25 protein-coding genes are annotated in these 25951 nt (G+C 63.3%); 8 read left to right on the top strand and 17 right to left on the bottom strand.

The genetic code is table 11. The features are described 5' to 3' along the window. The 3 genes from EDD52_RS07505 to acs form a co-directional block, all read right to left on the bottom strand. A complete protein-coding gene (locus EDD52_RS07505) occupies positions 1 to 288 on the bottom strand; it encodes a DUF4212 domain-containing protein (RefSeq protein ID WP_132243443.1) in 288 nt (95 codons plus the stop codon). Positions 289 to 410: 122 nt separating this feature from the next. Next, positions 411 to 1097 (bottom strand): adenylate kinase, encoded by a 687-nt coding sequence (locus EDD52_RS07500; protein WP_132243719.1) that lies wholly within the window; start codon positions 1095 to 1097, stop codon positions 411 to 413. A 5-nt stretch (positions 1098 to 1102) separates the two neighbouring features. Then, entirely contained in the window at positions 1103 to 3073 is a 1971-nt protein-coding gene (gene acs, locus EDD52_RS07495) for an acetate--CoA ligase (protein ID WP_132243441.1), read from the bottom strand. 477 nt (positions 3074 to 3550) lie between these two features. Here acs and EDD52_RS07490 point away from each other — a divergent pair, with 477 nt between their 5' ends. The 3 genes from EDD52_RS07490 to EDD52_RS07480 all read left to right on the top strand — a co-directional run bounded on the left by EDD52_RS07490 (position 3551) and on the right by EDD52_RS07480 (position 6664). Then, complete coding sequence (locus EDD52_RS07490) at positions 3551 to 4567, top strand: C4-dicarboxylate TRAP transporter substrate-binding protein (RefSeq protein WP_132243439.1); 1017 nt, start codon at positions 3551 to 3553, stop codon at positions 4565 to 4567. Positions 4568 to 4632: 65 nt separating this feature from the next. Further along, positions 4633 to 5262, top strand: a complete 630-nt coding sequence (locus EDD52_RS07485) for a TRAP transporter small permease subunit (protein ID WP_132243437.1) — start codon at positions 4633 to 4635, stop codon at positions 5260 to 5262. Positions 5263 to 5266: 4 nt separating this feature from the next. Then, positions 5267 to 6664: a TRAP transporter large permease gene (locus tag EDD52_RS07480; RefSeq protein WP_132243435.1), complete on the top strand. Its 1398-nt coding sequence runs from the start codon at positions 5267 to 5269 to the stop codon at positions 6662 to 6664. Between the two features lie 39 nt (positions 6665 to 6703). On the opposite strand, the gene EDD52_RS07475 is transcribed toward EDD52_RS07480, so the two are convergent. Both EDD52_RS07475 and EDD52_RS07470 read right to left on the bottom strand, forming a co-directional pair. Beyond that, the gene (locus EDD52_RS07475) at positions 6704 to 7498 is read right to left on the bottom strand and encodes an NAD-dependent epimerase/dehydratase family protein (RefSeq protein WP_132243433.1); all 795 of its coding nucleotides are present in this window, start codon (positions 7496 to 7498) and stop codon (positions 6704 to 6706) included. An 81-nt stretch (positions 7499 to 7579) separates the two neighbouring features. Continuing rightward, positions 7580 to 8455: an SMP-30/gluconolactonase/LRE family protein gene (locus tag EDD52_RS07470; RefSeq protein ID WP_165907477.1), complete on the bottom strand. Its 876-nt coding sequence runs from the start codon at positions 8453 to 8455 to the stop codon at positions 7580 to 7582. Positions 8456 to 8672: 217 nt separating this feature from the next. On the opposite strand from EDD52_RS07470, the gene garD reads away from it, so the two are divergent. The 3 genes from garD (at position 8673) to EDD52_RS07455 (ending at position 11667) form a co-directional block, all read left to right on the top strand. Further along, positions 8673 to 10202, top strand: coding sequence for a galactarate dehydratase (gene garD, locus EDD52_RS07465; RefSeq protein ID WP_132243429.1), 1530 nt, complete (start codon positions 8673 to 8675; stop codon positions 10200 to 10202). Between the two features lie 25 nt (positions 10203 to 10227). Further along, on the top strand, positions 10228 to 10680 hold the full coding sequence (gene tsaA / locus EDD52_RS07460; protein ID WP_132243427.1) for a tRNA (N6-threonylcarbamoyladenosine(37)-N6)-methyltransferase TrmO: 453 nt from the start codon (positions 10228 to 10230) through the stop codon (positions 10678 to 10680). Positions 10681 to 10746: 66 nt separating this feature from the next. Then, on the top strand, positions 10747 to 11667 hold the full coding sequence (locus EDD52_RS07455) for an ornithine cyclodeaminase family protein (protein ID WP_132243425.1): 921 nt from the start codon (positions 10747 to 10749) through the stop codon (positions 11665 to 11667). Between the two features lie 19 nt (positions 11668 to 11686). Here the strand turns inward: EDD52_RS07455 and EDD52_RS07450 are convergent, their stop codons facing one another. From EDD52_RS07450 to EDD52_RS07425, 6 genes are read right to left on the bottom strand one after another with little or no spacing between them, the layout of a single operon-like run. After that, positions 11687 to 12853, bottom strand: a complete 1167-nt coding sequence (locus EDD52_RS07450; protein WP_132243423.1) for a molybdopterin molybdotransferase MoeA — start codon at positions 12851 to 12853, stop codon at positions 11687 to 11689. Then, entirely contained in the window at positions 12850 to 13326 is a 477-nt protein-coding gene (gene moaC / locus EDD52_RS07445) for a cyclic pyranopterin monophosphate synthase MoaC (protein ID WP_132243421.1), read from the bottom strand. Before moaC ends, EDD52_RS07450 begins: the two co-directional genes overlap by 4 nt. Beyond that, positions 13323 to 14126, bottom strand: coding sequence for an indole-3-glycerol phosphate synthase TrpC (gene trpC, locus EDD52_RS07440; RefSeq protein ID WP_132243419.1), 804 nt, complete (start codon positions 14124 to 14126; stop codon positions 13323 to 13325). Before trpC ends, moaC begins: the two co-directional genes overlap by 4 nt. Continuing rightward, a complete protein-coding gene (locus EDD52_RS07435; protein ID WP_132243417.1) occupies positions 14123 to 14773 on the bottom strand; it encodes a uracil-DNA glycosylase in 651 nt (216 codons plus the stop codon). The genes trpC and EDD52_RS07435 overlap by 4 nt, the downstream gene beginning before the upstream one ends. Further along, positions 14773 to 15792: an anthranilate phosphoribosyltransferase gene (gene trpD / locus EDD52_RS07430; RefSeq protein WP_132243415.1), complete on the bottom strand. Its 1020-nt coding sequence runs from the start codon at positions 15790 to 15792 to the stop codon at positions 14773 to 14775. Before trpD ends, EDD52_RS07435 begins: the two co-directional genes overlap by 1 nt. Next, on the bottom strand, positions 15789 to 16370 hold the full coding sequence (locus EDD52_RS07425) for an aminodeoxychorismate/anthranilate synthase component II (protein WP_132243413.1): 582 nt from the start codon (positions 16368 to 16370) through the stop codon (positions 15789 to 15791). Before EDD52_RS07425 ends, trpD begins: the two co-directional genes overlap by 4 nt. 137 nt (positions 16371 to 16507) lie before the next feature. Here EDD52_RS07425 and EDD52_RS07420 point away from each other — a divergent pair, with 137 nt between their 5' ends. Next, the gene (locus EDD52_RS07420) at positions 16508 to 18397 is read left to right on the top strand and encodes a divergent polysaccharide deacetylase family protein (RefSeq protein WP_165907476.1); all 1890 of its coding nucleotides are present in this window, start codon (positions 16508 to 16510) and stop codon (positions 18395 to 18397) included. A gap of 135 nt (positions 18398 to 18532) precedes the next feature. Here EDD52_RS07420 and trpE read toward each other — a convergent pair whose 3' ends face one another. The 6 genes from trpE to fabI form a co-directional block, all read right to left on the bottom strand. Further along, positions 18533 to 20044 carry an anthranilate synthase component I gene (gene trpE, locus EDD52_RS07415; RefSeq protein WP_132243717.1) on the bottom strand — a complete coding sequence of 504 codons (1512 nt, stop codon included), beginning with the start codon at positions 20042 to 20044 and terminating at the stop codon, positions 18533 to 18535. A 12-nt stretch (positions 20045 to 20056) separates the two neighbouring features. Further along, positions 20057 to 21904 carry a peptidyl-prolyl cis-trans isomerase gene (locus tag EDD52_RS07410; RefSeq protein WP_132243409.1) on the bottom strand — a complete coding sequence of 616 codons (1848 nt, stop codon included), beginning with the start codon at positions 21902 to 21904 and terminating at the stop codon, positions 20057 to 20059. A 46-nt stretch (positions 21905 to 21950) separates the two neighbouring features. Next, on the bottom strand, positions 21951 to 23150 hold the full coding sequence (locus EDD52_RS07405) for an aminotransferase (protein ID WP_132243407.1): 1200 nt from the start codon (positions 23148 to 23150) through the stop codon (positions 21951 to 21953). A gap of 102 nt (positions 23151 to 23252) precedes the next feature. Beyond that, a complete protein-coding gene (gpt, locus tag EDD52_RS07400; RefSeq protein WP_132243405.1) occupies positions 23253 to 23756 on the bottom strand; it encodes a xanthine phosphoribosyltransferase in 504 nt (167 codons plus the stop codon). A 15-nt stretch (positions 23757 to 23771) separates the two neighbouring features. Next, entirely contained in the window at positions 23772 to 24374 is a 603-nt protein-coding gene (locus EDD52_RS07395) for a LysE family translocator (RefSeq protein WP_132243403.1), read from the bottom strand. Between the two features lie 3 nt (positions 24375 to 24377). Beyond that, complete coding sequence (gene fabI, locus EDD52_RS07390; RefSeq protein ID WP_132243401.1) at positions 24378 to 25184, bottom strand: enoyl-ACP reductase FabI; 807 nt, start codon at positions 25182 to 25184, stop codon at positions 24378 to 24380. 139 nt (positions 25185 to 25323) lie between these two features. Between fabI and pdxH the strand changes: the two genes are divergently transcribed. Next, a complete protein-coding gene (gene pdxH / locus EDD52_RS07385) occupies positions 25324 to 25929 on the top strand; it encodes a pyridoxamine 5'-phosphate oxidase (protein WP_132243399.1) in 606 nt (201 codons plus the stop codon). Positions 25930 to 25951 lie beyond the last annotated feature (22 nt).

The following is a 25951-nucleotide window of genomic DNA, read 5'->3' as shown; positions in this document are numbered from 1 at the left end:
TTATTCCTCCTCGACGCCGAATTCGCGGTCGAGCTTGTTCATGCGCCAGGCGTAGAAGAAAATCAGCGCCAGGAAGACGATGATCGAGCCTTGTTGCGCGAACCAGAAGCCCAGGTCGGTTCCGCCGACCGAGATGCCGGAAAGGGCAGGGCGCAGCAGGATGCCGAACCCGAAAGACACCAGCGCCCAGATGATCAGGCTGATGATGATGATGCGCACGTTCGCCGCCCAATAGCCTTTGTCGGCCTCGGTGGTTGTGGACGCGCTTTGCGGTGTTTGATCCGCCATTTGAGGGTCCTCCTCTTCCTCATATGCGCCTTGAAATCAGGCGCGGTTTCACTCTGCCCTGTGTTGGGCGCCGTGGGGCCCGCCCGAAACCGGGCGGGTGTGTCTTGATGAATGCAGGGGCCTCAGGCGGTTGCCTTGGCCACCACCTTGGCAAGCTCGGCCGAGATCTCGTCGATGGCACCCATGGCGGGGATGCGCTGCAATGCGCCCTTGTCGCCGTAATAGGTGATCAGCGGCGCGGTCTGGGCGTGGTATGCCTCCAGCCTGCTGGCAACAGTCTCGGCATTGTCGTCGGCGCGCCGTTTCATCTCGGTCCCGCCGCATTTGTCGCAGACACCGGCCTTTTCGGGCGCTTTGAACGTGTCGTGATAGCCTTCGCCGCACGTCCCGCAAGTGAAGCGACCCGAGATCCGCGTGACCATCTCTGCGTCATCGACTTCCAGGCTGATGGCCGCGTTGATCTGCTGCCCGCTCTCGGCAAGCAGCGTGTCCAAAGCCTCGGCCTGCACGGTGGTGCGCGGAAAGCCGTCAAGAATGACACCCTTGGCGCAGTCGGGTTCGGCAAGGCGGTCGCGCAGAATTGCGATGACGATCTCGTCGCTGACAAGATCACCTGCCTCCATCACGGCCTTGGCGCGCTTTCCGGCCTCGGTTCCGGCGGAGACCGCTGCACGCAGCAGATCGCCCGTCGAAAGCTGAACAAGCCCGAACTTCTCTTCAAGGATCCGGGCCTGTGTGCCCTTCCCGGCCCCCGGAGGGCCGAGCAGGATCAGAACGGGGGCGGTTGCGGGGGATTTCATGCCATCCATCGCCATTACGCCTTGTTCATTCTGTTTTCGATGAGGTCGTTGACGACGGATGGGTCTGCGAGAGTTGATGTGTCGCCGAGGGATCCGTAGTCGTTTTCGGCGATTTTGCGCAGGATGCGGCGCATGATCTTGCCGGAGCGTGTTTTGGGCAGGCCGGGCGCCCATTGGATGAGGTCGGGGCTGGCGATGGGGCCGATCTCGGTGCGGACCCAGGTGCGCAGTTCCTTGGTCAGCTCGTCCGACGGCTCGACCCCGTTCATCAGGGTGACATAGCAGTAGATGCCCTGGCCCTTGATCGCATGCGGGTAGCCGACCACGGCAGCCTCGGCCACCTTGGCATGGGCGACCAGCGCCGATTCAACCTCGGCCGTGCCCATCCGGTGGCCCGACACGTTGATCACGTCATCGACGCGCCCGGTGATCCAGTAATCGCCATCGGCATCGCGCCTGCAGCCGTCACCGGAGAAGTAGTAGCCCTTGTAGTCCGAGAAATAGGTCTTCTCGAACCGCTCGTGATCGCCCCAGATGGTGCGCATCTGGCCTGGCCAGCTGTCTTTCAGCGCCAGCACGCCCTCTGTCGGGCTGGCATGGATTTCCTCGCCCGACTGCGGGTCCAGCACGACGGGCTGAACGCCGAAGAACGGCTTCATCGCGGCGCCCGGCTTGGTCGCATGTGCGCCGGGCAGGGGGGTGAGAAGATGCCCGCCGGTTTCGGTCTGCCACCAGGTATCGACGATCGGGCAGCGGCCCTGACCGATGACGTCATTGTACCAGTTCCAGGCCTCGGGGTTGATCGGCTCGCCCACTGTGCCAAGGATGCGCAGGGACGATAGATCGGCTTTGGTTGCGAAATCGTTACCCTGACCCATGAGCGCGCGAATCGCCGTGGGCGCGGTGTAGAACTGGTTGACCTTGTGCTTCTCGCAGACCTGCCAGAAGCGGCTGGCATCGGGATATGTCGGCACGCCCTCGAACATCACCGTGGTGGCGCCATTGGCCAGCGGACCATAGATGATGTAGGAATGCCCTGTCACCCACCCAACATCTGCCGTGCACCAGAAGATATCGCCCTCGTGGTAATCGAACACGATCTCATGGGTGAGGCTGGCGTAAACCAAATATCCACCTGTTGTATGCACGACTCCCTTCGGCTGACCCGTCGACCCGGAGGTATACAGAATGAACAGAGGATCCTCGGCCCCCATCTCTGCGGGCTGGCTGACATCGGAGGCTTCGAGCGCCATCTCGTTATAGTCGTAATCGCGCCCGTCGATCCAGGTGGTCTGCCCGCCGGTGCGCTTGACCACCAGGCATTTGACGGTGTCCTTGCAATGCAGCAGGGCGGCGTCGGCATTGGACTTCAGCGCGGTCTTGCGGCCACCGCGCGGGGCCTCGTCGGCGGTGATGATGACCTTGGCATCGCAGCCATTGACACGCGCGGCCAGCGCATCGGGGGAAAAGCCCGCGAAAACGATGGAATGAATGGCGCCGATCCGCGCACAGGCCAGCATCGCATAGGCGGCCTCGGGGATCATCGGCAGGTAGATCACCACCCGGTCGCCGCGGCGCACGCCCAGGCTTTCCAGGATATTGGCCATCCGGCAGACATGGCCGTGCAACTGGCGATAGGTGATATGCTTGGCGTCCTCGGCCGGGTCGTCCGGTTCGAAGATGATCGCGGTCTGGTCGCCGCGCGTGGCCAGATGCCGGTCGACACAGTTGGCCGCAACATTCAGCGTGCCATCGGCGAACCAGTTGATCGAGACCTTGCCAAGGGTGAAGTCGGTGTCCTTGACCTTGGTAAACGGCTTGATCCAGTCCAGCCGCTTGCCTTCCGCGCCCCAGAACCCCTCCGGATCCGAAACAGACGCCGCGTAACGCGCCTCATATCCCGCAGCATCAACATGCGCACCCCTCACCAAATCCGAAGACGGCGGATAGGTTTCCTGCGTTTCAACTGGCTGGTTCTGGGACATCATGGGCTCCTCCCTAATGTTGCGTTGAGACGACCGATCTGGGCCGAAAATCAAAGCGAACAGGCGATCTGTTCGTTGAGGTCACTATACCCCAAGCGGAAAAAATTTAAACAAACATCAGAAATACAACGATTTTGTTGTAAATATTTTTCAGGAAGTTGCCTTGTTATGTAAAGTTTTTTGCTTGACGCTAAGGAAGCCCCTGAAATTTAACGCCCTTGCGTCAGGCAGCTTGTCACGATCAGAAAACCGATAGCGCAACCAGCCGACGAAGTTGGAAAAGGGCGTGGGTGCGGCAAATCGTTTCAGTATGCCGATGTATACCGCTAACACTCCGAGTGAATCGGCTGTCATCGCTTTCAACCTACGCCTGAGTGCGGGGTGATTCCCGACCGCATTGGTCTTTGCATGGCCCGAGACCTCGGTTACGCTCCGGCCATCAAGGCGGATTAACCGCCGTACAAATGGGAGGAATACATGAACAGCATTTCGTCTAAACTGCTGGTGACCGGACTGGCGCTGGCCTTCGCAGGCGAGGCCGCTGCAACGGAGTGGAATGTCTCGCTCTGGGGCAAGCGCCGGGCCTTTACGGAACATGTCCACAAGCTTGCGGAACTGGTCGAGCAAAAGACCGATGGCGCCTTTACCATGAACATCAGTTATGGTGGTCTGTCCAAGAATACCGAGAACCTTGACGGGATCTCGATCGGGGCCTTCGAGATGGCGCAGTTCTGCGCGGGCTACCATCCGGACAAGAACCGGGCGATCACGGTGCTGGAGCTTCCGTTTCTCGGCGTAAGCAATCTGGAAGAGGAGGTCGCGGTCAGCCACGCGGTCTATTCTCACCCGTCAGTGGCGGAAGAAATGGCGCAGTGGAACGCCAGGATGCTGATGACGTCGCCCATGCCGCAATACAATCTTGTGGGCACTGGCGAGCCGCGCGACGAGCTGAAAGAGTTCGACGGCATGCGCGTCCGTGCAACCGGCGGTCTGGGCGAGGCGTTCCGCGCCGTGGGTGGTGTGCCGACCTCTGTCACCAGTTCCGAGGCGTATCAGGCGATGCAATCCGGTGTCGTTGACACGGTGGCCTTCGCCCAGCATGCGCATCTGAGCTTTGGCACGATCAATCAGGCCGATTGGTGGACGGCCAACCTCAACCCCGGCACGGTGAATTGCCCGGTCGTTGTCAATATCGACGCCTATGAAGCGCTCAGCGATGCCGAGCGCGAGGCTTTGGACGGCTCGGTCGACGAGGCGATCGCCTATTACCTCGAAAATTACGGCAAACTGCTGGAACAGTGGGAAGCCGTGCTTGACGAGAAGGGCGTCACGAAGGTCGAGCTTTCGGACGCAGAGCTGGACGCGTTTCACAAGGTCGCAGCAGATCCGATCCGGGACAGCTGGATCGAGGAGATGAGCGCGCAGGGACTGCCCGCACAAGAGCTTTATGACCTCGTGATGACGACGTTGGAAACCCAGCGCGCCGGAAACTAGTCGCGTGTGGCCCCGGCGATTGGCCGGGGCCTTCCAAATCCGACAATCATGAATGGAGGGCTGCCATGGCAGGCGCCGCGTCCGTCCTGACCGACGACAGCCTGATCAGCCGTGTCGACACCGGCCTTCTTCGGGCCGAGAGGGTGCTTGCGCTGATCTCGGGTCTTGCAACCTTTACGCTGATGCTACTGGCCGTTGTGTCGGTGTCTGGGCGTAACGTTTTCAACAATCCACTGCCCGGCTACGTCGACTGGATCGAGACGGCCATGCCGTTGATCGCCTTTCTTGGCATTTCCTACGTGCAGCGGGAAGGCGGGCACATCCGCATGGATATCGTCGTGTCGCATCTGCGCGGGCGGGTGCTTTGGGCCGTGGAATTCATCACGACGGCGATTGTTCTGGTGCTGATGGTGGCGCTGATCTGGGGCAGCTGGGCGCATTTCGACCGGTCCTTCGATATGACCCGCCCGTTCTGGAGCCGTGACAGCACGATTGATATCAACCTGCCACTCTGGCCCGCCAAGCTGATCGTTCCGGTGGCCTTCTCTGTGCTGGCATTGCGGCTTGTGCTTCAACTATGGGGATTTGGTCGGGGGTTCCTTCTGGGCTTGGAAAGCCCGGTCGCCGTGCCGTTGATCCTGAACGCGGCCGAACAGGCTGCGGCCGAGGCAGAACACATCCAGGGGCGGGACTGAACGCATGGACAGTATCGAAATCGGTCTTTGGGTCACCGGCGCCATGCTGGTCATGGTCGTGCTTGGCATGCGCGTGGCCTTTGCCGCCGCCATCGCGGGCGTTGTAGGGCTCATCTGGCTGCGCTGGGACCAGTTCGGCTATGATCCCGCGCGGTTCGGCAAGGCGGTCGAGGTCAGCGTCAAGATCGCCGGGCAGGTGCCGCATGGCAAGGTTGCGAGCCAGGCGCTCAGCCTGATCCCGACCTTCATCCTGATTGGATATCTTGCCTATTACGCCGGGCTCACGCGGGCCCTGTTCGAAGCTGCCAAGCGCTGGATCGCCTGGGTGCCGGGCGGATTGGCGGTGTCCACCGTTTTCGCCACTGCGGGCTTTGCTGCTGTTTCCGGCGCAAGCGTGGCCACGGCGGCGGTCTTTGCCCGGATCGCCATCCCGGAGATGCTGAAGGTCGGCTATGACAAGCGTTTTGCCGCAGGCGTGGTGGCGGCTGGCGGCACGCTGGCGTCGCTCATCCCGCCATCGGCGATCCTCGTGATCTATGCGATCATCGTCGAACAGGATGTGGGCATGTTGCTTTTGGCAGGCTTCATTCCCGGGGCTTTCTCGGCCTTCATCTATGCCCTTCTGATTATCGTGATGGCACTGACCATCAAGGGGTTTGGCCCGCCCGTGCGCGGCTTTACCTGGAAACAACGGTTCGTCTCTCTGCCCCCGGCGCTGCCGATCGTTGCCGTGGTCGTGATCATCATCTTCTTCGTCTACAACCCGTTTGGCGACGCATGGGGCACCCCGACAGAGGGCGGCGCGCTTGGCGCCTTCATCGTCTTCTGCATGGCGCTGTGGCGTGGCATGCGATGGGCCGAGCTGAAAGATGCGCTTATCGAGACGGCGAAGCTGTCGGTGATGATTTTCACCATCATCTGGGGGGTGCTGATCTATGTGCGCTTTCTGGGCTTTGCCGATCTGCCAAGCGCCTTTGCAGACTGGATCACATCGCTGACCTATGATCCGCTGGCGATCCTGATTTGCATTCTTCTGGCCTATGCCGTGCTGGGCATGTTCATGGATGCGATTGGCATGCTGCTCCTGACCCTGCCGGTGGTCTATCCGGCGGTGATGGCACTGAACGGGGGCGAGGCCGTTTCGGCCGCCGACAGCGCCTTTGGGATGAACGGGACGATGTGCGCGGTCTGGTTCGGCATTCTCGTGGTGAAAATGGCAGAGTTCTGCCTCATCACCCCGCCGATTGGCCTGAACTGCTTTGTCGTGGCCGGTGTGCGGCCGGATCTGAGCGTTCAGGACGTGTTTCGGGGGGTGACGCCGTTCTTCATCGCAGATGCGGTGACCATCGGGTTGCTGGTGATGTTCCCGCAAATCGTCCTCTGGCTGCCCTCTTTGGCATGAGGCTGACGCTGCGTTGCGGGCAGGGGCCAAGCAGGGGGATCAGTCCTCGTAGATGCCCTCTGCAGTAAACAGCCCGCCCTGATAAAGCACGTCGGGGGCGTCTGCGGGTGGACGGGGGGTGTTGGCCTCGATCTCTGCCCGGTAGGTCGCTGAATTGTCCTTGGGCTGCCAGCCAAGATACCCGGTTTTGGAATTGTCCCACCAACCGGCATCATTGGCCGAGGCGCCATAGATGATCGGGCAGCCAAGTTTCGGGACGGCGAAAACCCGTTCGATCAGCGAGACGAAGTCATCAAAGCTGAGCCAGGTGGACATGTTCCGGTGGCCGTCCGGTTTGTCCAGAACGCTGCCGATACGGACGATGGCCGTCTCAACCCCGAACTTGTCGTGATACATGCTGGCCAGCGCTTCGCCAAAGACCTTCGACACACCGTAAAGGCTGTCCGGACGGGTGTTGGCGTCGGCATCCAGCCGTTGAGATTGCGGATAATATCCGACGGCGTGATTGGAACTGGCAAAGACGATCCGGGGGCGACCGTGGTTTCGGGCGGCCTCGTAGAGGTTGAACATGCCGTCAATATTGGCCGACCTTATGACGCTCCAGCTGTCTTCGATGGAGCGACCACCGAAATGCACGATCCCGTCGCAGCCATCCACAAGCGCATCGACCGCGGCCTTGTCGCTCAGATCACAGGGGACCAGCTCTTCATTGGCGCGCGCCTCGCCCAGATCGCCGATATCGGACAGGCGCAGCGTCTCTGCCAGATGGCTCAGCCTGACCCGCAGGACCGATCCCAGCCCCCCGGCTGCGCCAGTTATCAGAAGTCGTTTCATGCGGGTGCCTTTCCATTCATTCACTGCGCCCCGGTGCGGTTTGCCTTCGGGGCTATAGGGGGGCAGGGTCCAGATCCGACCCTATCCTGCGTAGCGCGGTTGCGGCAGGCCCTTGATGCCCAACCCGGTGATCGCAAACAGCCCCCCGGCATCCGGCTGGTCAGAGCCTTCGGCCAGATCAATACCGATGGAGGTCACGAAAAGCGTGTCGAGCTCCCGCCCGCCGAACATCGGCTTGGTGGGTTTTTCAACCGGCATGTCGATGATCTGCAGCACTTCACCCTCAGGCGAAAGCCGGTAGAGCTGCCAGCCGCTCACCCCGGCCATCCAGTAGCACCCTTCGGCATCAACCGTCCCGCCATCGGGCCGCCCGGCGACGCTGCGCGTGTCAAAGAATTCCTGCGGTTCGCCCGGTGTGCCGGTCTGCGGGTCGTAAGGGCAGCGCCAGATCCTGCGCACTTTCGGATTGCTGTCCGAGAAATACATTTGCCGCCCGTCCGGCGAGAAGGCGAGCCCGTTGGTCGTATAGATACCATCTTTCCAGGGATGCACGGTCCGGTCCGTATCCAGACAGTAAAACCGGCCCTGCGGCTCCGGCACGCCGCCATCCTTCATCGTGCCGGCCCAGAACCTGCCTTGCAGGTCTGTGGCCCCGTCGTTGAAACGGTTCTGCGGCAGCTGCGCTTCGGGGTCGGCAAGATGGTGGCGTTTGCCGGTTTCGGGATCAAACAGCCAGAAGCCGGACCTCGCCGCCACGACCAGCCCGCCAGCGTCGCGCACGGCAATGCAGCCCACGGGTTCTGCGAAGTCCTGCGTGATGTTTTCGCGCGTGACGGGGTCGTATCGATGGATCAGCCCCGCCGGGATATCCACCCACCAAAGACACTGGGCCCGGTCGTCCCAGACAGCGCCTTCGCCGACCTTGCTATGACTGGGAACGACGCATTCGATCTTCATGCTGGGCCTCATTCTACGCGGCTGCGGCCGGCATCATCCATGGAATATCAACTCTGTGTGCCGGTAAGGGATGCCACGTGGCGCGCGTAAGGACAACTGCGTTGCCAATGCGCATGGACAAAGGCAATCTGTGATCTGAAAGCGCCCGCAAGCCGCGAGCCTGTCCGGCGTGGTTCGTGACGACGTCGATGGGGCACCCCACGAGAGAAGGAAGCAGATGCCGAAGGACCACGAGATTGCGCGCGTCATTGCGATGCATCCGGCTGACAATGTCGCAATCGTCGCGAATGATCTGGGGCTGGAGGCGGGCGCGCAGGTCCCTGACGGGCCGATGCTGCGCGAACGGGTACCGCAGGGCCACAAGGTCGCGCTGACAGACATCCCGCGCGGGGCGCCGGTGCGGCGCTATAACGTCATCATCGGCCATGCAGCCGAGGATCTGCCCGCGGGAAGCTGGGTTAACGAGATGCGGCTGGACATGCCCTCGGCGCCGGGTTTCGAAGGGCTGCCGATGGCGACTGCGAAAGTCGATCCCGGCCCGCCGGTCACCGGCAAAAGTTTTGAGGGATATCGCAACGCCGACGGGCGCGTGGGCACGCGCAACCTGTTGGCGGTCAGCACGACGGTGCAATGCGTGTCGGGCGTTGTGGAGCACGCTGTGGCGCGCATCCGGGCAGAGATTTTGCCGCGTTTTCCCAATGTCGACGGTGTGGTCGCGCTGGAACATGTCTATGGCTGCGGCGTCGCGATTGATGCCCCGGGGGCGGAAATCCCGATCCGGACGCTTCGCAATATCGCGCTGAACCCCAATTTCGGCGGCCGTTCCATGGTGGTAAGCCTTGGCTGCGAAAAGCTGCAACCCGACAGGCTGATGCCGCCCGGCACCTTGTCCGATCTCGACACTGTCCGGCTTCAGGACAATGCCGGGTACGAGCAGATGATCCGTGCGCTGATGGAAAGCGCAGAGGAACATTTGGCAGAACTGGACCAGCGGCGCAGAGAGGTCTGCCCGGCCTCTGACCTTGTGCTGGGGGTGCAATGCGGCGGAAGCGATGCGTTTTCGGGTGTCACCGCCAATCCCGCGTTGGGGCAGGCGGCGGATCTGCTGGTGCGGGCTGGGGGCACGGTGATGTTCTCTGAAAATACCGAGGTGCGCGACGGGATCGACCAACTGACCGCCCGCGCGGCCACGCCGGAAGTGGCGCAGGCGATCATCGAACAATTGGCATGGTATGACGCCTATCTTGCGCGCGGCGGGGCCGACCGGGCTGCGAACACAACGCCCGGAAACAAGGCGGGCGGGCTGTCGAATATCGTGGAAAAGGCGATGGGGTCCATCGTGAAATCCGGCACAGGTCCAATCTCTGGCGTGGTCGCGCCGGGCGAGAGGGCGACGACCAAAGGCCTTCTGTTTGCCGCCACCCCCGCCAGCGATTTCATCTGTGGTACGCTGCAACTGGCCGCAGGCGCGACGGTGCACGTCTTCACCACCGGGCGCGGGACGCCCTATAGCCTGGAGGCGATGCCGGTGCTCAAGGTTTCCACCCGCTCTGAACTGGCGCGGCGCTGGCACGATCTGATCGACATTGATGCAGGTCCGGTCGCGTTGGGGGAGGCCACGATCGAGGAGATGGGCGCGCTCATGCTCGACACCATCCTTGCCACTGCAAGCGGCAGGGCCACGAAAGCCGAACGGCTGGGGCTGCGCAATGCCTTGGCGCTGTTCAACCCCGCCCCGATCACCTGAATCCCGGTCAGAACAGGAGGAAGCCATGACAGAATATGGATTGCGCGCGAACGAAGAGGCGGTTGACCTTCCTGATCGCGCGGATGCCACGTTGCGGTTCATCGGCACGATCCGCACGCCCTGGAAAGACCGCAAGGACTGTCCCCGGCAGGGGAGCTTTGACGGGCCTGACTGCACGCTGGAACTGGACGATATCTGGCAGCCAGCCCTGGCCGGCCTGGAGGCCCGCGAAACGCTGGAGGTGCTTTACTGGCTGCACAAAAGCCGCCGCGATGTGTTGACACAAAACCCACGCCACACCGGCAGGATCACCGGCACGTTCAACCTGCGTTCGCCCGTGCGGCCCAACCCGATTGGTCTGTCGCGGGTGGCGCTGGTGCGGGTGGACGGGCCAAATCTTGTCGTGCGCGGTCTTGATTGCCTCGACGGGACACCGCTTCTGGACATCAAGCCTGACCGCTGCCATCACTCTGCCTGACGATTTGATATCAACCGCTTGCAGGCAGCGCGTCGCCTTCGAGGACCGGTGGAGAAGGAAGATCCCATGCAGCACATCACTTATGACGCCGTCAACGCACAGCTTTGCTGGGTGGATGCGATCCGCGCACTGGAAGAAGGGCACCGCGCGCCAAGGGCAGAGCTGGGGGATATGTTTCTTGGTCCTGCCGAGGCCACCCTGCTGAACCGGGGCGCCTATATCGAAGGGCTGGGCTACGGCGTGAAGGCGGTGACCGTTTTCGGCGCCAACCCGCAGCGCGGGCTGCCCACGGTGCAGGGGGCGATGTTTCTCTTTTCGCCCGAGGATGGCCAGTTGCGGGCAATCATTGAAAGCCGCCTGATTACCGAATGGAAGACAGCCGCCGACAGCGTTCTTGGCGCCCGCCTGCTGGCGCGGCCCGATGCGCAGAGCCTGCTGATCGTGGGGGCGGGGACGGTTGCGGCGTCGCTTGTGCGGGCCTATTCGGGCGGAATTCCGGGTCTGACGCGCATTCAGGTCTGGGCGCGGCGCGGCGATCAGGCAGAGGCGCTGGCCGCGCAGATGGCCGCCGAAGGGTTCGCCGTTCAAGTCGCGCCCGACCTGCAAGAGGCGGCGGGCAAGGCGGATATCATCTCGACCGCCACGATGGCGCGGCAACCGGTTCTTCTTGGCGACTGGATCGCGCCGGGGACACATGTGGACCTGATCGGTGCCTTCAAACCCGATATGCGAGAGGCGGATGATGCGCTGATCACCAAGGGGCGGCTCTTTGTCGACAGCCGCGACACGACGCTCCACCATATCGGAGAGTTGATGCAGCCGCTGGCTGCCGGAGTGCTGTCAGAAAGCGATGTGCGCGGGGATTTCTACGATCTGGTCGCCGGTGCGCCGGGACGCGAAGCCCCGGACGATATCACCGTGTTCAAGAATGGCGGCGGGGCGCATCTGGACCTGATGATGGCGCGCTATATTGCTTCGGTTGCTTGACGGGTGCAGCCCTGCGCTGTCAGATCGGGATGTAGTCAACCAGCGCGCCGATGTCTTGTGCAGGGTCATTCGGCGCTCTGATCAGCAGCGCGTCCGACTGGCCCAGCACTGAAAGAAGCGCGCTGTCCTGCCTTTGGTCAGCGATGATGCCCTCGGGCGTCCGCCGCGCCCGCATGTAATGCTCGCGCGGCCCATTGGCAGGCAAAGGTTCGGCCAAAGCCATTTGTGCGCGCGGCGCGGCCGCACGTGGCAGGCCCAGCATCGCCCGGATAACGGGCGCCACGAAGACATGGCCGCAGACCATGGCAGAAACCGGGTTGCCCGGCAGCCCGATCATCATCGCGCCATTCAACCGGCCGGCCATCAGGGGTTTGCCGGGCCGCATCGCGACCTTGTAGAAAGCGCGGTCCATGCCCAGATCGCCCGCGACCTTGCCGACAAGATCGTGATCGCCCACCGATGCGCCACCAATGGTGATGACCAGATCTGCGCCCTGGGCCAGCTCAAAGGCCGTCCGAAGCGACGCTTCGTTGTCGCGCGCCAAAGGCAGAAGACGGGGACGAGCGCCCAGATCGCTTAGCAGAGCATGGAGCCCGAACGTGTTGGACGCGATGATCTGATCGGGGCCGGGGGTCTCGCCCGGCATGACCAATTCGTCGCCGGTGGACAGAATGGCGACCTCCGGCTGACGGAACACCGGCGCCTTCGCGATGTTCATCGAAGCCAACAGCGCCACGATGGCAGGTGTCAGTCGTATCGGCGCCGACATCGTCTGGCCAATGCGAAAGTCATCGCCCTCGGGTCGGATATGCGGCCCCCTGTCCAGGGCATCTGTCACGGTGATCCGGTCGCCGTCGCGTGTCACATCCTCTTGAATGACAATGCGTGTGGCACCTTCGGGCACGGGCGCACCGGTAAAGATCCGCACGGCCTCGCCTGCGCCTACGGGCCCGGCGTGCCGCGAACCCGCAGCAGCCTCGCCAATCACGGTAAAGCTGTCGCCCGGCGTGGCGGCAACCACCGCATAACCGTCCATCGCAGAGGCAGAAAACGGCGGCTGATTGCGCGTCGCACTCACAGCGCGGGCCAAAACCCGACCATTCGCCTTGATCAGCGGGACCTCTTCAACCGGTAAAGTCAGCGTCAGCGCGAAAAGCTGATCAAGCGCTTCGGCAACAGAGATCATGACGCCTCGTACCGGCCCGATTTGCCGCCGTCTTTCAGGATCACGCGGATGCCGCCGATCTGCATGGCCTTGTCCACGGCTTTGGCCATGTCATAGATCGTCAGCGCGGCGGTGCTGACGGCGGTCAGCGCCTCCATCTCGACGCCGGTCTGGCCGGTTGTCTTGACGGTGGCTTCGATCCGCAGGCCGGGCAGGTCGGCGTCCGGTGTGATCTCGACCGCGACCTTGGTGACGGGCAGGGGGTGGCACAGCGGGATCAGCTCGGGCGTTTTCTTGGCGCCCATGATGCCGGCCAGACGCGCCACACCGATCACGTCGCCTTTTTTGGCGCGGCCTTCGGTGATGATGTCGAAAGTTTCGCGCGCCATCGTCACATGGCCCTCGGCCGTGGCCACGCGGGACGTAACGGCCTTGTCGGACACGTCCACCATATGGGCATCGCCCTTGGCGTCGAAATGGGTCAGGCCGCTCATGCCGCCACCGGGTCGGACAGCAGGGTCCGGGTGGCGGTGGCAACATCCGCCTGCCGCATCAGGCTTTCGCCGATCAGGAAGGTGCGGGCGCCATGGGCGGCCATGTCTGCCAGATCTTCGCGCGTGTTCAGTCCGGATTCGGAAATCAGCAGACGCTCTGCCGGGACGCGCTTTGACAAGTCGCGCGTCGTGTCGAGCGTGGTCTCGAATGTCTTGAGGTTGCGGTTGTTCACGCCGATCAGCGGCGATTTCAACCGCAACGCGCGGTCCAGTTCGGGGCCGTCATGCACCTCGATCAGCGCGTCCATGCCCCAGTGATGTGCCGCGGCCTCTAGCTCTGCTGCCTGAGCGTCGGACACGCTGGCCATGATGATCAGGATACAGTCGGCATGCAGCGCGCGGGCCTCGGCGACCTGATAGGTGTCATACATGAAATCCTTGCGCAGCGCGGGCAGGGAGGTGGCGCTGCGTGCCTCGGTCAGAAAGTTTTTCGCCCCCTGAAAGCTGGGTGTGTCGGTCAGGACGGACAGGCAGGTCGCACCGCCCTCCTCGTAAGCCTTGGCGAGCGTGGCGGGATGAAAATCGGCCCGGATCAACCCCTTGGAGGGGGAGGCTTTCTTGATCTCTGCAATCAGGCCGTAACCTGCCGCGGCGGCGTGGCGCAGGGCATCTGCAAAGGGGCGCACGGGCGGGGCGGCACGGGCGGCATCCTCAACCGCTGAAAGCGGCGTGGCGGATTTGTCCGCTGCGACCTCCTCCAGCTTGTAGGCTTTGATCTTGTCGAGGATGGTCTGTGTCATTGCGGCGTCCAGTCTATCTCTGTCTCACCCCTTGCCTTAAGCCAGTCATTGACCTTGGAAAAGGGGCGGGAGCCGAAAAATCCGCGGTAAACGGAGAGTGGTGAGGGATGGGCGCTGGTCAGGATCAGGTGGTCAGACCCCTGGATATGCCGGGCAAATTTTTGCGCAGGCCCCCCCCATAACACAAAGGCGCGGGGGCGGTCGGACAGGGCGGTCAGCACCTCCTTGGTCAGCCTGTCCCAGCCAAGTTTCGCATGGCCCTTCGCTGTGCCTTCGGGCACCGTCAGCGCGGTGTTGAGCAACAAAACGCCCTGAGCAGCCCAGTCCGACAGGCCGGTTTGCGTTCTGCCGACACCCAAATCATCCTCCAGCTCCTTGAAAATGTTGCCAAGGCTGTCCAGTCGTCCGCCAAACCCGTCGGGGATGGAAAAGGCCAACCCGTCGGCCTTGCCACTGGTGTGATAGGGGTCCTGCCCGAGGATAACCACCTTGGTGTCATCCGGCGGGCACATCTCCAGCGCCTGGAAAACCTGCTGTTCCGGCGGATAGACCGGGCGGGTTTCGGCCTCCAGCCTGGTGACGATCCCCGGCAGGGTTTCGGTGAAAAAGGGCAGATGCGCCCAGGCCTTTGGAGGGGTCAATGCCATCAGGCGGCTTGGGTGATGCGGGCCAGCGCCTCGATCCGCGCCAACGCTGCGCCGCTGTCTATGCTCTCGCGCGCGATTGCCACGCCTTCGCGCAGATCGGCGGCCTTGCCAGCAACCACCAGTGCAGCGGCGGCATTCAGCAGAACCGCGTCGCGATAGGCCGAGGGCGCGCCTTCCAGCAATGCACGAAAGGCCGCGCCGTTTTCTTCGGGCGTGCCGCCGATGATATCCTCGAACGGATGCACGGGCAGGCCCGCATCCTCGGGGTGCAGCTCGGCCTCGTGGATCGTGCCATCCTCTTCCAGTGCGGCAACCCAACTGACGCCGGTGATGGTCAGCTCGTCCGTGCCGTCAGACCCATGCACCAGCCATGCGCGTTCGGACCCAAGCTTGCCCAAGGTCTCCGCCATGGGGCGGATCAGGTCGCGGGTAAATGCGCCGGTCAGTTGCCGTTTGACCCCTGCGGGGTTGGTCAGCGGCCCGAGGATGTTGAAGATCGTGCGCGTGCCAAGCTCTGCCCGCACGGGGCCGACATGCGCCATGGCCGGGTGATGCATCGGTGCCATCATGAAGCAGATGCCAGCCTCTTTCAGGGCCTTCTCCACGGTCTCCACGCCGATCATCACGTTGACGCCCATCTGGCCCAACGCATCCGCCGCGCCGGATTTCGACGACAGGTTGCGGTTGCCATGTTTGGCGACGGTCACACCGGCCCCTGCGACGACGAACGCTGTCGCGGTCGAGATGTTGAGCGTACCCTTGCCGTCGCCGCCCGTGCCGACGATATCCATCGCCCCTTCGGGCGCGCGGACCTTGTGGCACTTGGCGCGCATCACGGCGGCGGCCGCGGCATATTCCTCGACCGTTTCGCCGCGCGTGCGCAGCGCCATCAAAAGCCCGCCGATTTGCGCCGGTGTGGCCTCTCCCTCGAACAGGATCTCGAAGGCCTTATGCGCCTCGGCTTCGGTCAAGGCTCGATCCGGGGCGGCCCCGATCAGGGGCTTGAGCGCGTCACTCATGCGGGCACCTTCAATTCGTTGACGAAGTTCTGAAGCAGCGCGTGCCCGTGTTCCGACGCAATCGATTCCGGGTGGAACTGGACGCCGTGGATCGGCAGGGTCTTGTGTTGCAACCCCATGATCGTGCCATCTTCCAGCTCTGCGGTGATTTCAAGGCAATCGGGCAGGCTGTCGCGATCCACGACCAGCGAATGATAGCGCGTGGCGTCAAAGGGCGAGGGAAGGCCCGCGAAGAGGCCCTTGCCGCTGTGATGCATTACGCCCATCTTGCCATGCACGATCTCGTGGCAGCGCACGACCTTGCCGCCGAAGGCCTGCCCGATGGACTGATGCCCAAGGCAGACGCCCATCAGCGGTGTGCGGGTTTCCGCCGCTGCCAGCACCATCGGCAGGCAGATGCCCGCCTGATCCGGTGTGCCGGGGCCGGGTGACAGCAGGATCCCCGCTGGTTTCAGGGCCATTGCCTCTTGTACATCCAGCACGTCGTTGCGCCAGACCTTCACATCCGCGCCCAGTTCGCCCAGATAATGGACGAGGTTGTAGGTGAAGCTGTCGTAATTATCGATGAGCATCAACATGGGTCGTTTTCCCTGTCTGGGGCTGGTGGCGGTCGCTTTGGTCGCGGTATACATGTTCAGGCTTGGCGGGCAGCGTCAAGGGCTTGGCACGCCGCAGGCACATGCGCGGCCGGGCAGGACAACGAGAGGGCAGTGAAGTGGCAAAAGGTTTTCTGTCGGGCGCGGTGTTGGGTGCCGTAACCTCTGTCGCCGGGGCGGGATTGCTGTCGCTTTCGGTGGGCATGCCCCGGGCGGTCGACCCGCCGGAGGTGGCAGAGGTCGAGGTTCCCGCCGAATCCGCCTTTGAATCCGCCCGTGATGATCTGGTCGTGGAGCGCCCCGCCTCAGAGGCCGAACGGCCGAGCGGGACCGCGCCGCAGATCAACCCGCCTGCGCGGGACGATCTTGCGCCACTGGACGATGCCGACACGACGCCTGCTGCGACCCCGGACCCTGACATGGGCGCCGCGTCCCTTGCCGCCCCCGAAGAAAACCCGCAGGCCGCAGAGATGAACGTGGGACGCGAAAGCTCTGCCCCGGCATCCGCTCCTGCCGCCGCCGCACCCGTGGCGCCAGAGGTTGAAGCAAACCTCTCTGTCTCGACCGAACCGGCAGCACCTCCGGCGGTTCCGTCCGAATCGGCGCCCTCGCCCGAGGACAGTTTGGTCGGTCTTGTGCCACCCGAGGATTCAGCAGACGACACGCTGATCCGCCAGAACATGCGCGCGCAGGCGGGCAATGGCGGTCCGATGCCACAGCCCTGGCGCCCCGGCGCGGACGACGCGATGTTTGCTGCCCCGTCGCAGCCGGCCGTGCCGATAGGGGGCGATGCTGCCCCGCCGCAGGTCGCCGATACGCCGCCATCGGTTTCCGTGAGCGATCTGTCGGAACCCGCAGCCCCCGAAGGCGCACCCGATTCCGGTCATGCCGAACAGGCGTATCAGCCCTCTGAATTCGATGCAGCGCCTTATGCTGGGCCAGCGCCTGCACCCGCTGCGTCAGGTAAAGCCCAAAGCGCGCAGCAGTTGGAGCAAGGCCAGTCCGGCGTCGCGCCAACGGATGCAGGCCAGGATAAACCTGCCCCCGGCGATGCAGCGCTGCCCGACACGTCAGAGGCGACAGAGGGCGCAGGGACCCCGCTAACTCCGGCATCTGTCCCCGATGCCGCGGATACCGAACTGAGCGAACCGCAGCAGGACGGCGCGTCGCCGTCCGCCGCCATTGATGTAGACACCGGTGGTCCGTCGATGCAGCCACCCGTCGAACAGGCCGACGAACAGGCGCCCCTGATCGGTAAAGAGCCTGCCCAGCCGATGGCCCCGGAAACCGGCAGGGAGCTTTTGGGCGATGTGGTGATATCCCCAAGGGTGCCGCCGCTGGAACGCTATGCGGCCCCATTTCATGCGGCGGGCGACAAGCCACTGATGTCGGTCGTCCTGATCGATGACGGTTCCGGCCCGCTTGGCCCGCGCGATATCGGCGCGTTTCCCTATCCGCTGACCGTCGCGCTTGATGCTGCCGCACCGGGTGCGTTCCAGCGTATGAAACGCTACCGCGAGCAGGGGATCGAGGTGATGGCGCTTGCCGACCTGCCGCCAGACGCCACCCCGGAAGAGGCGCGTGCAGACATTCAGGCGGTCCTTGAACGCCTGCCAGAGGTCGTGGCGGTGCTTGAGGGTACAGGGACGGGGCTCAAAGGCGCGCCGGAAGTGGCCTCCGGGGTGGTTGAGCATATCGCGCAAAGCGGACACGGGCTGGTCCTTTTACCGCAGGGCCGTAACGCCGCGCAGCCGTTTGCCCTGCCAGAGAAGATGCCCTCGGTCAGCGTGTTCAGGGATCTCGATGGGCAAGGCCAGGGCGCGGCGGTGGTCAGGCGCTTTCTTGAACATGCCGCTTCGCGCGCAGGGCAGAACGGTCCGGTTGTCCTGCTTGGACGCCTGCGCCCGGACACTGTGTCATCGCTGCGCCGCTGGGGGAGTAATGGGCCAGGCAGCGCTGCGGTCGATATCTTGCCAATCTCGTCGCTCTTGCTGCAATCGTCGGATTGAGCGCGCGGATCACGTCACTATTGCATCCCACCGGACGCCCTAGCCGATAACGTGAGGGGCCCGGTCAGCTTTGCTGACCGGGCCCCGGGCGACGCCGAAGGCGGCGCAATACCTAGTCGTGCTGGGGCGGGCGGCTCAGCCGTTGCCGGAGCCGGTGAACCGTGCCGCATCCTCTGCAGCCATGCGGATCGCGTTGGATTTATGAACCGTTTCCTGATATTCAGCTTCGGGATCGCTGTCATAGACCACACCCCCGCCTGCCTGAATATACAGCTTTTCATCCTTAACAACTGCGGTGCGCAGCGCGATGCACATGTCCATATCGCCACCGGCACTGAAATAGCCGACGCCGCCGCCATAGACACCGCGCTTTTCCGGCTCCAGCTCGTCGATGATCTCCATCGCGCGCACCTTGGGCGCACCAGAGACGGTGCCCGCAGGCAATCCGGCCAGCAGTGCCGACAAGGCGTCCTGATCCTCGGCCAGCTCGCCCACCACGTTCGAGACGATATGCATGACGTGGCTGTAGCGTTCGATGATGAATTTCTCGGTCGGCGTCACGCTGCCGATCTTTGACACGCGACCGGTGTCGTTGCGCCCCAGATCCAGCAGCATCAGATGCTCGGCCAGTTCCTTTTTGTCGGCAAGCAGTTCGGCCTCCAGAGCCTTGTCCTCTGCGGGCGTGGCGCCGCGCTTGCGGGTGCCTGCGATGGGCCGGATCGTGACCTCGCGGCCAAAGACGCGGACCAGAATCTCGGGCGAGGCACCGATCACCTGAAAGTCGCCAAAGTTGAAGTAGAACATGAATGGCGACGGGTTGGTGCGTCGCAGGGACCGGTACAGCGCGAAGGGTGGCAGCGGATAATCCTGCGTCCAGCGTTGGGCAGGCACAACCTGAAAGATGTCGCCCGCGCGGATGTAATCCTTGGCTTTCTCCACCGCAGCCTTGTAGCCGTCCTTGGTGAAGTTCGACACGGGCGCCGCCGTCTCACTTGCTTCGCCCAGATCCCGGCTTGCCTGCGGCATCGCGCGTTCCAGATCGCGCACCGCGTCCATGACGCGCTCGGCCGCCTGCGCATAGGCGGCGCGGGCGGACAGGCCGTCGCGTGTCCATGCAGGGGCGACGACCGTGACTTCGCCCTTCACACCGTCCAGCACGGCCACAACAGAAGGGCGCATCAGCACCGCGTCGGGCAGACCGAGCGGATCGGGATTGACGTTGGGCAGGTGTTCCACCAGCCGGATCATGTCATAGCCAAGATAGCCAAACAGCCCGGCGGCCGCCTGCGGCAGGTCGCCCGGCAGCTCGATCCGGCTTTCTGCGATCAGGGCGCGCAGGGTTTCCAGCGGGTGCCCGTCCAGCGGGGTAAAGCTCTCGCGGTCAAACCGGGCCTGCCGGTTGATGCTGCTTTGCTCGCCATCGCAGCGCCAGATCAGGTCGGGCTTCATGCCGATCATCGAATAGCGGCCGCGCACCTCGCCACCGGTCACCGATTCCAGCATGAACGCGTCGCGGGCCGCTCCGGTCAGCTTCAGCATCAGGGAGACCGGCGTGTCGAGATCCGCCGCCAGCCGGGCATGCACAATCTGGTTCTGCCCGGCCTCGTAGGCACGGGCAAAGGTTTCGTAGTCAGGGGTCAGTTGCACCATTCTCGGGCCTTACTGGAATTGCGCGTGGACGGCGTTGATCGCCTGCTGGTTCAGTTCCAGACCCATGCGCGACTGGATTTCGGTGGCCATGGCGTTGAACAGATCCTGTGCGATTGCAGAGCTGGCCTGCTGTTGCAGGGAGTCGGCAAGGAGCTGTGCCTGTTCGCTGTCGTGATCCGCGTCGTTCACCGTGTCGAGCCGCAGCAGCATCACGTCGGACAGCCCGGTCACGGCGCGGGTTTCGCCCGGCTCCATGTCAAAGGCGGCGGAGATGAGCGACGGCGGAAGGCTGGTGCTGAATTCGCCGCGCGTCAGCCCGGTCGCGGTTTCGGGGGACAGCCCGAGCGCCTCGAACGTGCTGACTTCGCCAAGCTTGGCGGCCATGTCTTCGGCCGTGTCGGCAAGAGCGGTGGTCCGGGCGTCGTCCAGCCAGTCTGCGGTGACCTGCTCGCGGACCTCGTCAAAGGGCCGTGCCTGCGCCGCGATCTCTTCTTCCAGCCGCATCGCAAAAACGCCCCCGTCACCCAGCATCGCGATCTGCGGAAAATCTCCGGTGGTCAACTCTGCGGCCGCCTCGCGGAACGCTTCGTATCCGGCGATGCCATCTTCGGCCTCGCCGCGCCAGTCGATCTGGCCCAGCTGCATGTCGGTTGCCTCGGCAATCTCTTCCAGCGTCTCGCCACCGGCAAGCCGGTCGTCAAGATCCTGCATTTGCGCCTCGATCGCGCGGCGCGCATTGTCGAGCGCCAGCCCGTCGCGCAGATCAGGCTGCGCGTCTTCGAAAGAGGTGATCTGCGAGGGCAGCACGCCGTTCACCCGGAACAGCGCAGGTCCAAGCCCGGAGGGGAAGGGGCCCACGACCTCTCCCACCTCGGCGGCGAAGACGGCGTCGCCCGCCGCACCCAGCTCGTCCATCGGCACGTCACCCATGTCGACATCGGCAAGGTCAAGCCCGCGCTCTTCAACAAGCGTTTCGAATTCGGCCTCACCCGCATCCAGACGGTCGCGGGCGGCCTGAGCCGCAGCATCATCGGCAAAGACAAGCCGTTCCGTCAGGCGCCGCTCGGGCTGGTTGAACTCGGCTTCGCGCCGGTCATAAGCGTTGCGAAGGTCTTCTTCCGACACTTCGACGCTATCAACGATCATCTCTGGCGTGAGCCACGCGTAGGTGATGGCCTTCGCCTCTGCCAGAGTGTAGCGCAGGATATTTTCGTCATAAAAGCTGCGCAGGGCGTCTTCGGACGGCTCTGGCAAGGTCTTTTCTACCATCGCCGGGTCCAGCCGCGCCCAAGTGACATCACGCGTCTCGCCTGCGTAGTCCACGATTGTGCGCGCATAGGTGTCGGGCATGGCGTTGCCGGACAGGATAGCGGCCTGAAGCAACGTGCGGGCGGTTTCGTCGCGCAGCTGTTCTTCGAACTGGGTTTCAGTCAGGCCGACATTCTGGATCGCAAAACGGTACGCCTCGCGGTCAAATTCACCATTGGCGCCCTGAAAGGCGGGAATCTGGCGCAGTTGGCGCGCGACGGATTCGTCGCTTACGGAAATGCCAAGCCGGGCCGTTTCAGCATCCAGCGCGCGTTCGGTGACAAGCCGGGACAGGACCGCCCGGTCGAGGCCCGCGGCCTGCGCTTCGGCAAAGCTGACAGCGCCACCGCGTTCCGCCTCGATCGCGCGGATTTCGTTCTGCAGGGCCAGCGCGTAGCTGTTGATGTCGATCTCTTTGCCGCCGACCGATCCGATGGACCGCACCGTGCCGCTGAAATTGATCGCGCCAAAACCCATGAGGCCGACAATCAGCAGACCCATCAGGATCCAGACCAGCGTCTTGCCGATGCTATTCGCCTTGGAAGCCATGATTTCCTCTTGTCTGTTGGTGCGGTCTGCCCGCTGTCGGAGTTGTCTACGCTGCACCGCCGGTTGGGGCAAGGGGCAGTGAAAGCGCTTCGAGCCGGTCGAAAAGCGTCGTGATCCCGGCGTGATCGACATTGGCAAAGGCAATGCGCAGATGCCGTGCCCCGCTGGGGTCGTCAGGCGGGGTGAACATGGTCGCGGGAAGCGCAAGGACATGAGCCTGTTGCACCAAAAGCGGGGCGAGTTCATCGGCGGACATCGCGAACGGATGTTCGAAATAGGCGAAATAGGCGCCAACCCCGCGCAGGCGCCAGCCTTGCCGCGCAAGCCGGGGAAAGCCCGTTTCAATCGCTGCGCGGCGCGACAGGATCTCGGCGCGCTCTCCGGCCAGCCATTGTGTCAGGTTCTGCAATCCCCACAGCGCTGCGCGCTGGCCCAGCTGGGCAGGGCAGATGGTGACCGCATCGATGAATTTCTCGACCTCCTCCAACCGCTGGGCAGAAGTCATCACCGCGCCAACACGATGCCCGGTCAGCCGGAAGGATTTCGAAAAGGAATACAGCGGGATCACCGTGTCGGACCAGTTCGGATCCGCAAGCAGATCATGCGGCGCGCCTGTACGGCTGTCAAAATCGCGGTAGGTCTCGTCAAGGATCAACTGAATGCCTGCATCGCGCGCCAGATCGCGGAAACCGTGGATCACCTCGGCCGGATATTCGATGCCGGTGGGGTTGTTCGGGCTGACAAGGGCGATGGCGCGCGTCCGAGGTGTGATCAGGGCGGCCGCCGCCTTTGGATCCGGAATAAGGTCTGGCCCGGTGCTCAGCGGCACGGTCTTCACCCCGGACATGTCCAGCCACATCTTGTGATTGAAATACCACGGGACCGGCAGGATGACCTCGTCGCCCTCGCCGCAAAGCGTGGCGATCACGGCGGCAAAGGCCTGATTGCAGCCAGAGGTGATGCCCACCTGATCCGCCGTCACCGTTCCGCCGTAAAGACCGGACCAGCGGCCGGCCAGGGCGTCGCGCAGTTCCGGCAGGCCCAGATCGGGACCGTAAAGATGGGTGGAGGTTTCCTCCAGCGCCTTTGCCATTGCCGCCCGCATCGGGCCGGGGGGCGGGGCGGTGGGGGCGGCCTGACTGACATTGATGAGCGGACGGTCCGCCGGGAATGCCACTCCCTTCAGCCATTGCTGCGCCGCGATAATGGGCGGACGGAAAGTGGCTTTTGTGCGTGGCACAGTCATACGCGGTTCCCGTCGCTGATTGGTTTGGTGCAAAGACGGCAGTTGTCCCCGCGGTCCGGGCTTGCAGGCGCGGGCCTCACGGGTCTGCGCGGCGAAACGCCCTCAGTCTGTCCCGCGATAGGGTTCGACATATTGCAGCGCCATGTCCCAGGGGAAGAAGATCCACGTGTCCTGGCTGACCTCGGTGATGAAGCTGTTGACCTGCGGGCGGCCCATCGGCTTGGCATAGACCGTTGCGATATGAGCGTTGGGCATATGGGCGCGAACGGCCTCGATCGTGCGGCCGGTATCCACCAGATCGTCAATCACCAGAACCCCGGTGCCATCGCCGATGACGTCCATGTCGGGCGATTTGATGACCTTTGGTTCGGTCTGGGACTGGTGGTTGTAGCTTTTCACACTGATCGTGTCGACGATACGGATATCCAGCTCTCGTGCGACGATCATCGCAGGCGCCATGCCGCCACGGGTGATGGCCACCACCGCGCGCCAGCTACCATCGTCCGGCCCATGCCCGTCAAGCCGCCAGGCCAGCGCCCGTGCGTCGCGGTGAAGTTGGTCCCAGCTGACGTGGAACCCTTTTTCATGTGGCAAACGGTCGGTCATGGGTGCTCCTGAAGACTAGCGGCTAAGCAGCAGGCGCAGGCCGAGAAGGCCCATCACACCCGCCGCGATACGGTCGAAAACGAACTTGGCACGCAGGTAGGCTGCGCTGACTTTGCGGGTGCTGAGAAGCGTCACGAGGGTGGAGCCGACCAGCAGTTCCACCATCAGGTGGTTCAGAACGATCAGCCCTTTTTCCGCGACGCTCATCCCGACGGGGAAGATCACCACCAGCACGGCGGCGGCAAACAGCACGGATTTCGGATTGGAGAGGTTGACCAGCACGCCGCCCAGAAAGGCGCGCGCGGGCGGGGTCGGGGCCTCGCCCAGCGGATCGCGCGCATGCCGCCACGTCTGCCACGCGATATACATAAGATAGAGGGCGCCCGCGATCTTGCAGGCGGCATAGGCCCAGGGCACAAGCCGGAACACGGCATCAAGCCCCAGCAGAGCCAGCAAAGTCCATGTCGCGGCCATCGTCCCCAGCCCCCAGACCGTGAACAGCCCGACCCGCCGACCATGCGCCAGCGTGTTGCGGATGAAATAGAGCATGGCAGGTCCGGGGCTGGCGATCGCCGCCAGCAGGGTCACATTGAACGCAATGACATGTGCCAGATCCATGGGTCAGCCCTTGGTGATGTCCGGCGCGTCGACGGCCTTCATGCCCACGACGTGATAGCCCGCATCAACGTGATGCGTTTCACCCGTCACGCCCGCGCCCAGATCGGACAGCAGATAAAGGGCAGAGTTGCCAACGTCCTGAATGGTCACGTTGCGGCGGAGCGGAGAGTTATACTCGTTCCACTTCATGATGTAGCGGAAATCGCCAATGCCGGAAGCGGCCAGCGTCTTGATCGGCCCCGCAGAGATCGAGTTCACGCGGATGCCATCCTTGCCCAGATCCTCGGCCAGATAGCGCACGGATGCCTCCAGCGCGGCCTTGGCAACGCCCATGACGTTGTAATGCGGCATGACCCGCTCGGCCCCGTAATAGGTTAGCGTCAGGCAGGAACCGCCCTTCTTCATCATCTTTTCGGCGCGTTTGACAACGGAGGTGAAGGAATAGACGGAAATATCCATCGTCATGGTGAAGTTGTCGCGGCTGGTATCGACGTAACGGCCCCGCAATTCGGATTTGTCGGAAAAGCCTATGGCATGAACGATGAAGTCCATCTCGCCCCAGCGTTCCTGCAACCCGGCAAACAGCGCATCGACAGAGGCTTCGTCGCCAACATCGCAGGGCAGGACGATATCGCTGCCAAGCTGTGCCGCCAAAGGATCAACGCGTTTCTTCAGCGCTTCGCCCTGATAGGAAAAGGCAAGCTCTGCGCCCGCATCGGCAAGAGCCTTGGCAATGCCCCAGGCAATCGACTTGTCATTGGCCAGACCCATGATCAAACCGCGCTTGCCCGCCATTAGTTGATTAGACATGTGCATCCCTTCACCCGAAACTTGTTGCATGACCGTTTAGGCGATAGGCAGGTTGCCGACAAGCCTTGGGCCGCGTATGGCGCGCCGATGTGACGCGCAAGCCCGTTCCGCAGCCCGATTTGCGACCGAAAGGAATCCCATGACTGACCGTAGTGGCATTTTTGCCGGAGAAGACCCGTTTGTCATCGCGCAATCATGGCTGACGGAGGCCAGATCGGAAGAGATCAACGACCCCGAGGCGATGGCGCTTGCCACCGTGGATGAAACCGGGCTGCCGAATGTCCGCATGGTGCTTCTGAAGGAAATCGAACCGGCGGCGTTTGTCTTCTACACCAATTACGAGAGCGCCAAGGCGCAGGAGATCACATCCGCTGGCAAGGCGGCGTTCGTTCTGCATTGGAAATCCTTGCGCAGGCAGGTGCGGGTTCGGGGATTGGTGACGCGCGAGGACGGGCCGCAGGCCGACGGCTACTATCGCTCACGCTCGCTAAAGAGCCGTCTGGGGGCGTGGGCCTCGCAGCAGTCGCGCCCGCTGGAGAGCCGCGCCGCGCTGATGGCAGAGGTCGCAAAGGTCACGGCACGCAAGGGGACGAACCCCGACCGGCCCCCGTTCTGGGGCGGATTTCGCATCACGCCACTGGAAATAGAGTTCTGGGCTGACGGCGCCTTTCGTCTTCACGACCGGTTTCGCTGGCGCCGGAACGACCCTGCGTCACCTTGGGAAATCACGCGACTCAACCCCTGACGCGCGGAGGACCTGACGTCAA

It is taken from the genome of Primorskyibacter sedentarius, from assembly GCF_004342065.1.
In the GTDB taxonomy this organism is placed as follows: Bacteria; Pseudomonadota; Alphaproteobacteria; order Rhodobacterales; family Rhodobacteraceae; genus Primorskyibacter; species Primorskyibacter sedentarius.
This window is presented reverse-complemented; position numbering and strand designations above follow the sequence as displayed.